13 protein-coding genes are annotated in these 15,122 nt (G+C 70.8%); 3 read left to right on the plus strand and 10 right to left on the minus strand.

What is annotated here, in order from left to right:
* Window positions 1-3 precede the first annotated feature (3 nt).
* The 4 genes from rapZ to M2266_RS08895 form a co-directional block, all read right to left on the minus strand.
* On the minus strand, window positions 4-927 hold the full coding sequence (gene rapZ / locus M2266_RS08880; RefSeq protein ID WP_277437677.1) for an RNase adapter RapZ: 924 nt from the start codon (window positions 925-927) through the stop codon (window positions 4-6).
* 45 nt (window positions 928-972) lie between these two features.
* Window positions 973-3,030, minus strand: a complete 2,058-nt coding sequence (gene uvrC / locus M2266_RS08885) for an excinuclease ABC subunit UvrC (protein WP_277437678.1) — start codon at window positions 3,028-3,030, stop codon at window positions 973-975.
* A 74-nt stretch (window positions 3,031-3,104) separates the two neighbouring features.
* Window positions 3,105-3,929: a hypothetical protein gene (locus tag M2266_RS08890; protein ID WP_277437679.1), complete on the minus strand. Its 825-nt coding sequence runs from the start codon at window positions 3,927-3,929 to the stop codon at window positions 3,105-3,107.
* A gap of 7 nt (window positions 3,930-3,936) precedes the next feature.
* Window positions 3,937-4,530, minus strand: a complete 594-nt coding sequence (locus M2266_RS08895; protein ID WP_277441115.1) for a papain-like cysteine protease family protein — start codon at window positions 4,528-4,530, stop codon at window positions 3,937-3,939.
* 255 nt (window positions 4,531-4,785) lie between these two features.
* Between M2266_RS08895 and M2266_RS08900 the strand changes: the two genes are divergently transcribed.
* Window positions 4,786-5,697 carry a hypothetical protein gene (locus tag M2266_RS08900; protein WP_277437680.1) on the plus strand — a complete coding sequence of 304 codons (912 nt, stop codon included), beginning with the start codon at window positions 4,786-4,788 and terminating at the stop codon, window positions 5,695-5,697.
* 66 nt (window positions 5,698-5,763) lie between these two features.
* Here the strand turns inward: M2266_RS08900 and M2266_RS08905 are convergent, their stop codons facing one another.
* Entirely contained in the window at window positions 5,764-6,420 is a 657-nt protein-coding gene (locus M2266_RS08905) for an MBL fold metallo-hydrolase (RefSeq protein ID WP_277437681.1), read from the minus strand.
* Between the two features lie 19 nt (window positions 6,421-6,439).
* Window positions 6,440-7,171 (minus strand): maleylpyruvate isomerase family mycothiol-dependent enzyme, encoded by a 732-nt coding sequence (locus M2266_RS08910; RefSeq protein WP_277437682.1) that lies wholly within the window; start codon window positions 7,169-7,171, stop codon window positions 6,440-6,442.
* Between the two features lie 222 nt (window positions 7,172-7,393).
* Between M2266_RS08910 and uvrA the strand changes: the two genes are divergently transcribed.
* Both uvrA and M2266_RS08920 read left to right on the plus strand, forming a co-directional pair.
* Window positions 7,394-10,372: an excinuclease ABC subunit UvrA gene (uvrA, locus tag M2266_RS08915; RefSeq protein WP_277437683.1), complete on the plus strand. Its 2,979-nt coding sequence runs from the start codon at window positions 7,394-7,396 to the stop codon at window positions 10,370-10,372.
* Between the two features lie 102 nt (window positions 10,373-10,474).
* Window positions 10,475-10,903, plus strand: coding sequence for a Rieske (2Fe-2S) protein (locus tag M2266_RS08920; RefSeq protein ID WP_277437684.1), 429 nt, complete (start codon window positions 10,475-10,477; stop codon window positions 10,901-10,903).
* Window positions 10,904-10,947: 44 nt separating this feature from the next.
* On the opposite strand, the gene M2266_RS08925 is transcribed toward M2266_RS08920, so the two are convergent.
* From M2266_RS08925 to M2266_RS08940, 4 genes are all read right to left on the minus strand, one after another.
* Entirely contained in the window at window positions 10,948-11,481 is a 534-nt protein-coding gene (locus M2266_RS08925) for a hypothetical protein (RefSeq protein WP_277437685.1), read from the minus strand.
* Window positions 11,478-12,458, minus strand: coding sequence for a TerC family protein (locus M2266_RS08930; RefSeq protein WP_277437686.1), 981 nt, complete (start codon window positions 12,456-12,458; stop codon window positions 11,478-11,480). The genes M2266_RS08925 and M2266_RS08930 overlap by 4 nt, the downstream gene beginning before the upstream one ends.
* 101 nt (window positions 12,459-12,559) lie before the next feature.
* Entirely contained in the window at window positions 12,560-14,407 is a 1,848-nt protein-coding gene (locus M2266_RS08935; RefSeq protein WP_277437687.1) for a TerD family protein, read from the minus strand.
* 126 nt (window positions 14,408-14,533) lie between these two features.
* Window positions 14,534-15,112: a TerD family protein gene (locus M2266_RS08940; protein WP_277437688.1), complete on the minus strand. Its 579-nt coding sequence runs from the start codon at window positions 15,110-15,112 to the stop codon at window positions 14,534-14,536.
* Window positions 15,113-15,122: the final 10 nt, after the last annotated feature.

The following is a 15,122-nucleotide window of genomic DNA, read 5'->3' on the forward strand; positions in this document are numbered from 1 at the left end:
GGATCACTCGCGCCCCATGTCCCGGTGGACGATGACGGTCTCCACCCCGTCCGAGGAGAGCCGCGCGGCGAGCCGCTCGGACATCGCGACACTGCGGTGCTTGCCCCCGGTGCAGCCGACGGCGATGGTCACGTACCGCTTGCCCTCCCGGCGGTAGCCGGCGGCGATGATGTGCAGCAGCTCCGCGTACCGGTCCAGGAACTCCTTGGCGCCGGGCTGGTTGAAGACGTACTGCGAGACCTCGTCGTTGAGACCGGTGAACGGGCGCAGCTCCGGTACCCAGTGCGGGTTCGGGATGAACCGGCAGTCGACCACCAGGTCGGCGTCGACCGGGAGCCCGTACTTGAAGCCGAAGGACATCACCGTCGCCCGCAGCTCGGGCTCCTCGTCGCCCGCGAACTGGGCGTCCATCTTGGCGCGCAGCTCGTGCACGTTCAGACTGGAGGTGTCGATCACCAGGTCGGCCTCGCCGCGCAGCTCGCGCAGCAGGTCGCGCTCCTTGGCGATGCCGTCCACGATCCGGCCGTCGCCCTGCAGCGGGTGCGGGCGGCGGACGGACTCGAAGCGGCGCACCAGGAGGTCGTCGGAGGCCTCAAGGAACACCACGCGGCGCTTGACGCCCTTGGTGTCCAGGGCCGCGAGCGACTCCCGCAGGTTGTCGAAGAAGCGGCGCCCCCGGACGTCCACGACGACCGCGATCCGCGCCACGTTCCCCTGCGAGCGCGCGCCGAGGTCCACCATGGTGGGGATCAGGGCCGGCGGCAGGTTGTCCACGACGAACCAGCCGAGGTCCTCGAGACACTTGGCCGCGGTGCTGCGGCCTGCTCCGGACATGCCGGAGATGATCACCAGTTCGGGAATGGCCTCGGCGGCCTCCCCCGCTCCACCGGTCGTCACAGTCGCTCCGTCTCCGTCGTTCTCTGTCATCGCTGTCTCCCCCGTTCCACTGAGGCGGCCCCCGGGTGCGGCCGACTACTCATCCTCAATGATCTCTCCCGTGGTGGTGTTTACCGCGGGACCGGCGGGCACGGCGCCGGCCAGCGCCGCGACGACCGTCTCGGCCGTGCGCCGGCCGATGCCCGGCACCTCGCAGATCTGGTCCACCGTGGCGGTCCGCAGCCGCTTGACGGAGCCGAAGTGCTTGAGCAGCGCCTTGCGGCGTGTCTCGCCGAGGCCCGGCACCGTGTCCAGGGCGCCCGCCTTCATCGATTTCGACCGTTTGGTGCGCTGGTACGAGATCGCGAAGCGGTGTGCCTCGTCCCGGATGCGCTGCAACAGGTACAGGCCCTCGCTCGTGCGCGGCAGGATCACCGGATCGTCGTCATCGGGCAGCCAGACCTCTTCCAGCCGCTTGGCGAGCCCGCAGACGGCCACGTCCTCGATACCCAGCTCCGTCAGTGCCCGCCGGGCCGCCGCGACCTGCGGCTGGCCGCCGTCGACGACGACGAGCTGCGGCGGGTACGCGAACTTGCGCGGCCGGCCGGTCTCGGGGTCGATGGGGCCGCTCACGGCCTCCGGGGCCGCTTCGGCGGCCGCTCCCGCCTCCGCCCCGGGCACTGCCTGTGCGACCGCGCCACCCTCGGCGGCGACCTCGCCGCCGGCCGCGCTCGCGTCCCACTCCCCCGTCCTCTGCTTCTCCGCCAGATAGCGGCGGAAGCGCCGGGAGATCACCTCGTGCATGGACCGGACGTCGTCCTGGCCCTCGAAGGACTTGATCTGGAAGCGGCGGTACTCGCTCTTGCGGGCCAGACCGTCCTCGAAGACCACCATCGAGGCGACCACGTCGTCACCCTGCAGGTGCGAGATGTCGAAGCACTCGATACGCAGCGGGGCGGTGTCGAGCTCCAGCGCCTCGGAGATCTCCTCCAGGGCCCGGGAGCGGGTGGTCAGGTCCGAGGCGCGCTTGGTCTTGTGCAGCGCGAGCGCCTGCTGCGCGTTGCGCTGCACGGTGATCATGAGGTCCTTCTTGTCGCCGCGCTGCGGGATCCGCAGGCTGACCTGCGAACCGCGCCGCTCGCCGAGCCACTGCGTGAGCGCCTCGGCGGTCTGCGGCATCGCCGGGACCAGGACCTCCTTGGGGACGCCGTCGCCCTTCTCCTCGCCGTAGAGCTGCTGCAGGGCGTGCTCGACGAGCCCGGCGGTGTCGACCGCCTCGACCTTGTCCGTGACCCAGCCGCGCTGCCCCCGTACCCGCCCGGCGCGGACGTGGAAGATCTGGACGGCCGCCTCCAGTTCGTCCTCGGCGACCGCGATCAGGTCGGCGTCGGTGGCGTCGGTGAACACCACCGCGTTCTTCTCCAGGGCGCGCTTGAGCGCTTCTATGTCGTCGCGCAGCCTGGCGGCCCGCTCGTACTCCATCTCCGAGGCCGCCTCGCGCATCTGCTGCTCCAGCCGGCGCAGGTACGTGCCGGTGCGGCCGGCCATGAAGTCGCAGAACTCCTCGGCGAGTTCGCGGTGCTCCTCCGGGCTCACCCGGCCGACGCAGGGGGCGGCGCACTTGCCGATGTAGCCGAGCAGGCAGGGCCGGCCGATCTGCGCGGAGCGCTTGAACACCCCTGCGGAGCAGGTCCGCACGGGGAAGACCCGGAGCATCAGGTCCACGGTCTCGCGGATCGCCCAGGCGTGGGCGTACGGCCCGAAGTACCGCACGCCCTTCTTCTTGGGCCCGCGCATGACCTGCACCCGGGGGAACTCCTCGCCCATGGTGACGGCCAGCGAGGGATAGCTCTTGTCGTCCCGGTACTTGACGTTGAACCGGGGGTCGAACTCCTTGATCCAGGAGTACTCCAGCTGCAGCGCCTCGACCTCGGTGCCGACCACGGTCCACTCGACGGACGCGGCGGTCGTCACCATGGTGCGGGTGCGCTGGTGCAGGTTGGCGATGTCCTGGAAGTACGAGGACAGCCGGGGGCGCAGGCTCTTCGCCTTGCCGACGTAGATCACCCGGCCGTGCTCGTCCCGGAATTTGTAGACCCCCGGCGAGTCGGGGATCTGACCCGGCTTCGGTCTGTAAGTGGAGGGGTCTGCCATGCCACCACCCTACTGGCGGGCAGTGACATTCCCGGTCCCGGCACGGGTCACGCGCGGGGACCGGGAATGACGGTTCAGCTACGCCGCGCGGTGCGGCGGCGTACGCCGAAGGCGAGGGCGGTGATCAGCGCGAGACCGGCGCCGACCGCGCCGAGCGGAGCGCCCGTCCCGAGGGACCCGCCGGGGGCAGGGGTGGCCTCGGGAGCGGCTTGCGGAACGGCCTGGGGAGCGGCGTCGGGAGCGGCCGCCGCGTCGTAGCCGCCGCCCAGGCCGGCCCTGTCGTACGCCGAGCCGGGCAGCTTGTCGCCGTACCGGCGGTGCACCGACCGCTGGTAGCCGGCCAGCGTGGTGCCACCCGCGCCCACGGCCCTGACCGCGTCCGGGTCGAGCGGCAGGACCCTGCCGTCGCGCACCACGTACCAGGCGTCGATCTGCGGCTCGCGGAACACCGTCGAGCCGGCCTGCGCGGCGCCCTTGGCGACGTAGTCGGTCTCGTCGCTGCCGGTGGCGATGTTCACCACCTTCCAGCCGGCTCCGCTGCGCACCGTCCACACGGACGCGGTGTGGCCGTCCGCGGAGACCGCCTTGGTCGCGGCGAAGTCGGGGAGCGCGACGGCCGCGCCCCGGTCACCGGCGACGAAGGCGGGATTGAGGGTGTTGACGGTGACGGTCGCGCCTTCCAGGCGCGGCGCGGCGGCCTTCAGGGCGGTACCGCCGGCACGGGCGAAGAAGCGGGAGAGCGTGTCGAGGGTGGCCGGCGCGGCGGCGGCCTCGCGGGCGGCGGAGGCGGCGGGTGCGTCGTCGGCGTGCGCCGTGGGGACCGCGCCCAGGGTGAGCGCGCCGGACGCCAGGACGGCGGCGGCGCCTGCCGTGAGCTTGTGTGCCGTGTTCGTCCTCATGGGCACCTCACGCTCCGATCCGGTAGAGCGAATGCGTCCAGGAGAAGGAGCTGTTGTTGACGTAGTAGTTGTAGTCCGCCCAGTTGTAGCGGTTGTTGGACGGCCACGGGTCGCCCCAGTAGACGAAGTCGGTGGCGGTGTCGTATCCGTAGAGCACGTGCATGTGCCCGCCGCCGGAGCTCCACTGGATACGGGTCTCCATCGGGCGGTTGGCGCCGATCTCGCTCTGCACGGTCGTGTAGCGCAGGTAGCCGCTGACGTAGCTGCCGGCACTGATGCCCGCCCAGTCCAGCGCGTTCTGGACGTTGTCCAACGACGCCTGCCAGTTGCCGCAGGTCGAGCCCTGTGCCCGGTCGAAGGCCGCGTTGCAGAACTGGGTCTGCGAGTAGGAGCGGCCGAACCAGGTGGCGATGGTGTTGCCGCTCGCGGCCCAGCACCAGTTGGTGTTCTGCTGTGCCTGCATGGTGATGTTCAACTTCTTCGCGCCGGCCAGGTCGCCGGTCGCGGCACCGGCCGTTGGGGTGCCGGTGAGGCCGAGGCCGAGTGTCGCCGCGAGTGCCAGGACGACCGCCGCGGGGCGACCGCGACCGCGGGACCGCATGCGGAGGGGATGGAGCATGGCGTTCCTCCCTGTCGGGAAGTGGGGGGTGGAGGAGCGCGTCCGGACGCTGGATCAGAGCATCGGGGTGTTGTCGGGAACCGGTCAACCGGCTTGAATGTGCGGGCGGGCCGGGTGTGAACGCCCGCTGTACAGGTGTGAACGCACGGCGCGGATCAGCAGGTCAGCAGCGTGTCGCGAGACGTACCGGCCACCACGTGGGTGAACGTTCACAGACCGCGCGGCCCGAGGAGCGCGATGTCCCAGAGAACCGCACTGTCCGACGCGCTGCGCACCGGACCCTTCCACCACGCGCTGCGGACGGCCGTCGCCGCCCGCGGCCTGGCCCTGGAACGGGTGCGGCACCGCCTCGCGCAACGCGGCGTGCGCGTCTCCGTCGCCAGTCTCAGCTACTGGCAGAGCGGCGTCCGCCGGCCCGAGCGGGCCGAATCGCTGCGCGCCGTCCGGGCGTTGGAGGACGTCCTGGAACTGCCCGCGCACTCCCTGAGCCGGTTGCTCGTACCCCGCACGTCGACCGACCGGCCGCCGGCCCGCTCGTACCAGTACCTGATGGAGCCCGCGGCGGCGCTGGCCGGTCTGCTCGCGGAGCTCGACTCCCCGTCGGACGGCGGGTTGCACACCGTCGTGCACTACGAGCGGGTGCGGATCGGGGAGGCGCGGGAACTGGTCGCGCACGACTCACAGCATGTGGTCCGCGCACACCGCGACGGTATGGACCGCTATGTGGCCATCCACCACGGCGACCCCGGCTGCGACGTCGAACGGGTGCGGGTGCGGGCGGCCGACAACTGCCGGGTCGGACGGGTGCGGCGGGACCAGGAGTCCGGCGTGGTCGTCGCCGAGCTGCTCTTCGACGGCCGGCTGCGCGGCGGCGACACCGCCCTGCTCGGCTACGGCTTCGACGACGGCAGCGGCCCGCCGAGCGGCGAGTACGTCCGCGGCTTCCCCTTCGGGGGCGGCCAGTACGTCCTGCAGGCCGCCTTCGCCCCGACCGCCCTGCCGGTCCGCTGCCGCCGCTTCGAACAGCCGACGCAGGGCGCGCCCCAGCAGGCCGTGGCCGAGCTGGTACTCAACGGCCGGGGCACCGCCCACTTCGTCGAGGAGACGGTACGACCGGGGCTGCTGGGCATCGCGTGGGACTGGTCCTGACGGGCCTGTAGGCACCCTGGGGCACCCGGAGCGGGGCCGTCCGGTCGTCGGGCGGCCCCGGGCGGGTCACCAGCCGCGCTCGCGCCACTCGGCGAGGTGCGGGCGCTCGGCGCCCAGCGACGTGTCGCTGCCGTGGCCCGGGTAGACCCAGGTCTCGTCGGGCAGCGCGTCGAAGAGCTTGGCGCTCACGTCGTCCAGCAGCCGGGTGAAGGCCTCCGGGTCGTCGTGGGTGTTGCCGACGCCGCCGGGGAAGAGGCAGTCGCCCGTCCACAGGTGCGGGTGACCGTGCGGGTCGTCGTAGACGAGGGCGATGCTGCCGGGGGTGTGGCCGACCAGGTGGCGGGCGGTCAGCTCGATCCGCCCGACGCGGACGGTGTCGCCGTCCTCGACCAGCACGTCGGTGGGCACCGGGATGCCCTCCGCGTCGTAGCGGCCGGCGTAGGTGCGCGCGCCGGTGGCGGCCTGGACCTCGCCGAGGGCGCCCCAGTGGTCGCCGTGCTGATGGGTGGTGACGACGGAGGCGATTCCGTCGTCACCGATCAGGCCGAGCAGCGTCCGGGGCTCGGCGGCCGCGTCGATCAGCAGTTGTTCGCCGGAGTTCCGACAGCGCAGCAGGTACGCGTTGTTGTTCATCGGGCCGACCGCGACCTTGGTGATGATGAGGTCGGTGAGCTCGTGCACGTCCGGCGCGCCGCCGACCTTCACTTCTCCGTTATAGGACATGCCGCCCAGGTTAGTGGCGTCAGATGAGCGGCGGGAGGACCGGCAGGGGGAGGTCCGGGTCGGTGGCCAGTCCCCTGCCCTCGGCGCGGCCGCTGACCCAGGCCAGCAGGGCGGTGCCGGTGCCGCTGACGGTGAGCTCCGGCTCGGTGGCCGCGCCGAGCTCCCAGGAGGCCCCGCTGCCGGTGTCGCGCACCCGGACGGCGGCGACGCCCTCGTGGCCGGAGAGGCTGTCGAGCAGGGCGTCGAGCTGCCGCCCGGTGAAGTCCGCCGGCAGATCGTCGAAACCGTGCCCGATGCCGAGGTCCACATGATGGAAGTGGATCTCGACCAGTCGCCGCCACGGGACCTCGGCGGCGGCGATCACCTTGCCGGACCGCATCCGGACCTGGGCGGCCCAGGCCTGCGGGGAGATCTCCCCGGCGGCCAGCGCGAAGCGCTCGGCGGAGCTCCGCAGATCGTCCAGGTGCTCGGCGAGCGGGCGGCCCGCGCCGTCGGCGATGTCCTTGTCGCGGACCTCGCTGCTGAGGTACATCGGGGTCTCCTCGCCCGTGCGCGCCCAGGTGAGGAGGTTGACGAGCGAGTCGGCGTTGCGGGCGAGGTGGGCCAGGACGTGGCCGCGGGTCCAGCCGGGCAGCAGCGAGGGCTCGGCGACCGCGGTGGCGGGTAGCGCCGCGACCGACTCGATCAGCCGTTCGGTGGCCGTCGATACGGCAGCCGCATCGCGGGCGGGGTCGGGTCGTTGGACGGACACAGGGGGCCTCCTGATCGACATCCTGATCGACTTCTGGTCGACAATGCAGGGACGACGCTAGCGCGATCACTCGGTCGGGTGAACATGGCACACGCGCTCCGTAAATCGAATGCGCGTGCTATAGGCTCGGTGTGTCACAACAGGAAGAAATGTTCACGGCATCCTGTTTACGCTGACTGGGGGTGCCGACTCTGTCCTTTTCTATGAAAGGTGCGCACTGGCGTGGCCGATCGACTCACAGTCCGTGGCGCTCGCGAGCACAACCTCAAGAACGTCTCGCTCGACCTTCCCCGTGACGCGCTCATCGTGTTCACGGGGCTCTCCGGTTCGGGCAAGTCGTCCCTCGCGTTCGACACGATCTTCGCCGAGGGGCAGCGCCGGTACGTCGAGTCGCTCTCCTCCTACGCCCGGCAGTTCCTGGGCCAGATGGACAAGCCCGACGTCGACTTCATCGAGGGCCTCTCCCCGGCCGTCTCGATCGACCAGAAGTCCACGTCGCGCAACCCGCGCTCCACCGTCGGCACCATCACCGAGGTCTACGACTACCTCCGGCTGCTCTTCGCCCGGATCGGCAAGCCGCACTGCCCCGAGTGCCGCCGCCCGATCTCGCGCCAGTCGCCGCAGGCCATCGTGGACCGGGTGCTGGAGCTGGAGGAGGGCAGCCGCTTCCAGGTGCTCTCCCCGCTGGTGCGCGAGCGCAAGGGCGAGTTCGTCGATCTCTTCGCCGACCTGCAGACCAAGGGGTACAGCCGAGCCCGGGTGGACGGCGTGACCATCCAGCTGACCGAGCCGCCGGTGCTCAAGAAGCAGGAGAAGCACACGATCGAGGTGGTCATCGACCGCCTCACCGTCAAGGAGAGCGCCAAGCGGCGCCTGACGGACTCCGTCGAAACCGCCCTCGGGCTGGCCGGCGGCATGGTGATCCTGGACTTCATCGACCTGCCCGAGGACGACCCGCAGCGCGAGCGGATGTTCTCCGAGCACCTGTACTGCCCCTATGACGACCTCTCCTTCGAGGAGCTGGAGCCGCGCTCCTTCTCCTTCAACTCGCCCTTCGGCGCCTGCCCGCAGTGCAGCGGCATCGGCACCCGCATGGAGGTCGACCCGGAGCTGATCGTCCCGGACGAGGAGAAGTCGCTGGAGGACGGCGCGGTCGCGCCGTGGTCCGGCGGTATGTCCAAGGGGTACTTCCAGCGGCTCGTCGAGGCACTCGGCGAGGAGCTCGGGTTCCGTACGGACATCCCGTGGGCCGGTCTGCCCGTCCGCGCCAAGAAGGCGCTGCTGCACGGGCACAAGACGCAGATCAAGGTCGCCTACAAGAACCGGTACGGCCGCGAGCGCGCCTACACCACCAACTTCGAGGGCGCGATCCCCTTCGTCAAGCGGCGGCACCAGGAGTCCGAGACGGACTCCAGCCGCGAGCGCTTCGAGGGCTTCATGCGCGAGGTGCCCTGCCCGACCTGTGAGGGCACCCGGCTCAAGCCGATCGTGCTGGCGGTCACCGTCCAGGGCAAGTCCATCGCCGACGTCGCGGCGATGTCGATCAGCGACTGCGCCGACTTCCTGTCCGTGATGAAGCTGGACGCCCGCGACAAGAAGATCGCCGAGCGGGTCCTCAAGGAGGTCAACGAGCGGCTGAAGTTCCTCGTCGACGTCGGCCTGGACTACCTGTCGCTCAACCGCGCCTCGGGCAGCCTGTCCGGCGGCGAGGCCCAGCGCATCCGGCTCGCCACCCAGATCGGCTCGGGCCTGGTCGGCGTGCTGTACGTGCTGGACGAGCCGTCGATCGGCCTGCACCAGCGGGACAACCACCGACTCATCGAGACCCTGGTGCGGCTGCGGGACCTCGGCAACACCCTGATCGTCGTGGAGCACGACGAGGACACCATCAAGATCGCCGACTGGATCGTCGACATCGGCCCGGGCGCCGGTGAGCACGGCGGCAAGGTCGTCCACTCGGGTTCACTCAAGGACCTGCTGAAGAACGAGGAGTCGCTGACCGGCCAGTACCTGTCCGGCAAGCGCGCGATCCCGATGCCGGACGTCCGCCGGCCGGTGGACCGCGACCGGCAGCTCACCGTGCACGGCGCCCGCGAGCACAACCTGCAGGACATCGACGTGTCCTTCCCGCTCGGGGTGCTCACCGCCATCACCGGTGTCTCGGGCTCCGGCAAGTCGACGCTGGTCAACGACATCCTGTACACCCACCTGGCCCGCGAGCTGAACGGGGCGCGCAGCGTCCCGGGCCGGCACACCCGGGTGGACGGCGATGACCTCGTCGACAAGGTCGTGCACGTGGACCAGTCGCCGATCGGCCGCACCCCGCGTTCCAACCCGGCCACGTACACCGGTGTCTTCGACCACGTCCGCAGGCTCTTCGCCGAGACGATGGAGGCGAAGGTGCGCGGCTATCTGCCGGGCCGGTTCTCCTTCAACGTCAAGGGCGGCCGCTGCGAGAACTGCTCGGGCGACGGCACGATCAAGATCGAGATGAACTTCCTGCCGGACGTCTACGTCCCGTGCGAGGTCTGCCACGGCGCCCGCTACAACCGCGAGACGCTGGAGGTGCACTTCAAGGGCAAGTCCATCTCCGAGGTGCTCGACATGCCGATCGAGGAGGCGCTGGACTTCTTCGAGGCCGTCCCGACGATCTCCCGCCACCTGCGCACCCTGAACGAGGTGGGGCTGGGGTACGTCCGGCTCGGGCAGTCGGCGCCCACCCTCTCCGGCGGCGAGGCGCAGCGCGTCAAGCTCGCCAGCGAGCTGCAGAAGCGCTCCACCGGCCGGACGGTCTACGTCCTGGACGAGCCGACCACCGGGCTGCACTTCGAGGACATCAGCAAGCTCATCAAGGTGCTGTCGGGCCTGGTCGACAAGGGCAACACGGTCATCGTCATCGAGCACAACCTCGATGTCATCAAGACCGCCGACTGGGTCATCGACATGGGCCCCGAGGGCGGCAACGGCGGCGGCCTGGTGGTGGCCGAGGGCACCCCGGAGGACATCGCGGGCTCGACGGCGAGCCACACCGGCAAGTTCCTGCGGGACATCCTCGGTGACCGGGTGAGCGATGCTCCGACGCCGCCGAGGAAGAAGCCGGCGGCCAAGAAGACGGCCGCGAAAAAGGCCGTGGCACCCGTGAAGAAGGCGGCGCCTGCCAAGAAGGCGGCGCCGCGCAAGAAGGCAGCCGGCAAGGCCTGACACCGGCCGGCACAGGAAGGGGACGTAGGGTACTGGTCGCAAGATCAGTACCCTACGTCCCCTTCCGCGTCCCTTTCGGCCTTCTGAGCCTGGAGCACCACCATGACCGAACCGCACGCCGCCTGCCGCCGTACCGTCCTGCGGGGCACGGCTCTCGCCGGAGTCACCGGCCTGGGCCTCACGGCCTGCGGCGGGTCCGGCGGCTCCGGTGCGGAGAAGGCCCCGGCCACCGGCCCCGTGACCCTGGGCCCGGCCACCGACGTCGCCGTCGGCGGCGCCAAGCTCTTCCGCGAGGACAAGGTAGTGGTCTCGCAGCCCACCCAGGGCGCCTACCAGGCGTTCAGCGCCGTGTGCACGCACGCCGGCTGCGTGGTGGACAAGGTCAAGGACGGCGTCATCTCCTGCCCCTGCCACGGCAGCACCTTCGACGCGACGACCGGCGCGGTCATCCAGGGCCCGGCAACCGAACCGCTGCCCGCGGTCGCGGTGCGCGTCGAGGACGGCAAGCTGGTCAAGAACCCGAAGGCCTGAAGCTCCTGGATGTGCCTAAGGGCTGTCCCGTCATCCCTGGTGGATCAGCGCGCGGCGTCAGATGCGGTGCATCGCACGGCGGAGGGGCACCCGCATACTGGATGTATTCGGGCGTTCCGACAACGCGGCGAGGTGCCGTAGCTGTCGTCGGGCGCCCGCCAGGGAATACGGGACAGCCCTGAGGAGCGGCGGCGCATGCGCCGGCCGACTGTGGCGATCACGATCGCGCCCAGTCCGAGCACGGTGAACGCGGTCGTCCGCGCGATGGTCCGGCGGCCGCCGCCGTGGCGGCGGCGCAGCCCGCCCGCCGCGTAGAGCCCGGCCGGCAGGAGCACGGCGGCGAGCGCCACCCGTCCAGCTGCCAGGCCTCCAGGAACGTGGACATCGTCGGTTCCGGCAGAGCCGCTGCCGTGGTTCCCGGTGCGGCAGCCATGCCGTCCTCGTATCCGTCCGATCCCGATGACCGGGACCGGGTCACGGTCGGGGCCGGGAACGACCTTGGACCCGCCCGAGCGGACGGACACGCACAGGGCCCGGCGGGTCGACCGCCGGGCCCTGGGCGTCACACGCGTGGTCACGCGTCGATGGTCTCCTTCTCCGCCGCTTCGGCCGCCGTCTGCTTCTTGGAGGCGATGAGGCTGGTGACGGTGGTGACCGCGAGCACGACCACGATGACGCCGAGCGAGACGGGGATGGAGATCTCGGGCACGTGCACCCCGGACTCGTGCATCGCGTGCAGGACCAGCTTCACGCCGATGAAGCCGAGGATGACCGACAGCCCGTAGGAGAGGTGGACCAGCTTCTTGAGCAGGCCGCCGATCAGGAAGTAGAGCTGGCGCAGACCCATCAGCGCGAAGGCGTTGGCCGTGAAGACGATGTACGGGTCCTGGGTGAGGCCGAAGATCGCCGGGATGGAGTCGAGCGCGAACAGGACGTCCGTGGTGCCGATCGCCAGCATGACGACGAGCATCGGCGTCATCAGTCGCTTGCCGTTCTCGACGATGAACAGCTTCGTGCCGTGGTACTTGTCGGTGGACGGGACGCGCCTCTCTACGAGCTTGAGGAGCTTGTTCTCCTCGAACTCCTCGTCCTCCGGGTCGGCCAGCGCCTCCTTGATGAGCTTCCAGGCGGTCCAGATCAGGAACGCGCCGAAGATGTAGAAGACCCAGGAGAAGTTGGCGATGATCGCCGCGCCACCGGCGATGAAGACCGCGCGCAGCACCAGGGCGATGAGGACGCCCACGAGCAGCACCCGCTGCTGGTACTTCGTCGGCACCGCGAACTTCGACATGATCAGGACGAAGACGAAGAGGTTGTCGACGCTCAGCGACTTCTCGGTGATGAACCCCGCGAAGAACTCGCCGGCGGGCTGACCGCCCGCGAAGAGCGCCAGGCCGAGCCCGAAGAGGGCGGCGAGGACGATCCAGACGACCGTCCAGATGCCCGCTTCCTTGATGGTGACGTCGTGCGGCTTGCGTCCGATGAGGAAGTCGACGGCGATCAGGGCACACAGACCGGCGATGGTCAGTGCCCACATGGTCAAGGAAACATCCACTGCGCCTCCGGTAGTTCACTACGAACAGCGAACGGTACCGGAATGCCCAAGAGATGGCAAAGGTAAGGTCAAAATCGCAGGTCGGGGGCTTTCAGTGGCAATCAGCGGCCATAGGCCTGCCGAGCTGCCGCGACCTGACGTAGGACCTGCGGCACCACGTGACTACCCGGAGGTACGAGCAGCGGCTCATACGTCCAGGCGTGGCCGACCCACGGGTCCGCGAGGTGGTCCTCCGGGGTCGGGGTGAGCCGCATCAGGGACCGCCACAGCGGGTCGAGGACCGGGCCGTACGCCCTCGCGTCGTCCCGGTCGGCCACCATCAGCAGGTGCACGCCGACGGCGGGCCCCTCGTCGGCGAGGTAGCGCAGCTGGTTGACGGTGCGGTCGTCGAAGCCGTACGGGAAGTCGTTGACGATCAGCAGTTGCTCGGCGGTGTCCAGGTCCACCGGCAGCGAGTCCGGGGCGCCGGCCCGCATGGCCATCTGCACCAGGTCGACCCGCTCGGTCATCTTCCCGATCAGCGCGGCCACCCCGGCCGCGCCGGCGGCGGGCGGCACACGCAGCGTGCCCGACGCGGTCAGCGGGGTGAGTGCGGTGGCGCCGGTGCCGGCCGGGTCGATCACGTGCACCGAGAAGTCGCCGACCGGGTACGACGCGAGCAATCGGGCCGCGATGGTGACCGCGATCTCCATGGCGAGGCGCCGGTCCTGCGAGCTGTCGATCCACAGACCACGCTCCAGCGGCAGCCTGACCAGCAGCGGTATCCGCAGTTCGGGGTTCTCCGGCAGATGCAGGTTGCCGAGCCTGGCGGCCATCGGCACCTCCATCGGCACCGTGTACCCGTGCCAGACCGGGCTCTCCCAGCCGGCGTAGGCCGGCGGCAGCGCCGGTTCGACCACCTCGGACTCGGCGCGCAGCTGCGCCAGGTCGCGGTCGAGCACGGCACGGGCCTGATCCGTGAGGTCGGCCTGCTTGGCGCGTGCCTGGTCCCGGGCGGCGTCGGCGGCCGGTCCGACGCGGGTGCGCGGGTCGGCCAGCAGCCGGTCCAGTTCCTGGTCCAGCCGGGACTCGGCGAAGTCGACCGCGCTGCGGTAGGCGGCGGTGGTACGGGCCAGGTCCTCGAACATGCCCCAGACCTGGTTGTAGAGCCGCTCCTCCATCGTCCAGCCGCCGGCGTCACCGGCGACGGGCTGGGGGGCGCTCTGCGGGGGCGCGGAGTCGGCGGGATGGCCGGCCGGCGCGTCAGACGTCCGTGCGGCCTGCGGGGGCGGCGGGGCGGTGTGCCGCCGGGGGTGCTGGTAGCTGATCGGGCCGCCGGCGGGCGAGGACGGGGCGGCACCCGCGGGCTGCTGCGGCCGGGGCGGCGGGGCGACCGAGCGGGCCAGCCCCTTGGCCACCGCGTCATGGATGCCGGCGGCGAGCCCGGCCGCCTCCGGGACACCGTGGTCGAGCAGCATCGCGGACAGGCCGCCCGCGTACCCCTGACCGACCGCGCGGACCTTCCACGCGCCCTGTCTGCGGTAGAGCTCGACGGCGACGACCGCGGTCTCCGGGCCGAGCCCGGTGATGGTGAATCCCGCGACCTCCGCCCCGTCCAGCGTGGTGACCGCGACATGCGGAGCGGCCACCACGCCGAAGGAGGCCGGAACACCGGCCGCGGTGGGGAGGGCGAGCAGCACATGGACCCGGTGGACGTCCTCGGAGAGGGCGCCCAGGTCCACCGCGAGCCGGTGGGAGGCGGCGGCCTGCTGGGAGACTTCGAGACCGGGGAGGTGCGGCGATCCGGGGTGGGCGATCCACTCCGTGCCGCTCACCCGCCCCTGCTCGTCACCCAGGGTGGCCACGGCCACCACCGGCGTGCCCGCCGTCACCCGGATCTCCAGACGGCCGGCGCCCTCGGGCCCGGCCGGGAGCGGATGATTCTGTCCCCGGACCAGCTCGGCAGCCATGCCGCCACCCCCCATTGGTGTTGTACGCGTCGTGCGTGTGACGCGCGTCGTGCAGTCGTGCAGTCGTGCTGTGTTGCTGTCGTACTGGTGGCGCGGGTGCCGCCGTGGTGCGGGTGCCGCCGTGTGTCAGAGCGCCGGCAGGATCGACGGCATCAGGTCCTGGAACGTGCGGCCCGCGGCCGGCGTACCGATGGCGGTCATCGACCAGCCGTTGCCCGCGCGCTGCACCTTCGCCATGATCTGCGCGGTGTACTGCCCGCCGCCGGTCAGGGTGTAGCGGGCCAGCTCCTGGCCGTTGGTCTCGTCGACGAGGCGGCAGAACGCGTTCTGCACCTCGGCGAAGGTCTGCCCGGTGAACGAGTTCACCGTGAAGACGATCTGGTCGATGTGGACCGGCACCCGCTGCAGGTCCACCAGGATCGACTCGTCGTCGCCACCCTGGCCGGCGCCGCCGACCACGTTGTCGCCGGTGTGCCGGACGGAACCGTCGTCGCTGACCAGGTGCCGGAAGAACACCACGTCCACCGGCTGCTTGTCGGCGAAGAGCACCGCCGAGGCATCGAGGTCGATCTCCCGGGTGCGGCTGCCGAACAGCCCTCGGCGGGGCGCGGCCTGCCAGCCGAGCCCCATCCGAACCGCCGTCAGCGTCCCCCCGTCGGTCTTGGTCAGGCTGATCTGCTGGCCCTTGGTCATGTTGACCGTCACGCGCTGTCCC

It is taken from the genome of Streptomyces sp. SPB162, from assembly GCF_029504575.1.
In the GTDB taxonomy this organism is placed as follows: Bacteria; Actinomycetota; Actinomycetes; order Streptomycetales; family Streptomycetaceae; genus Actinacidiphila.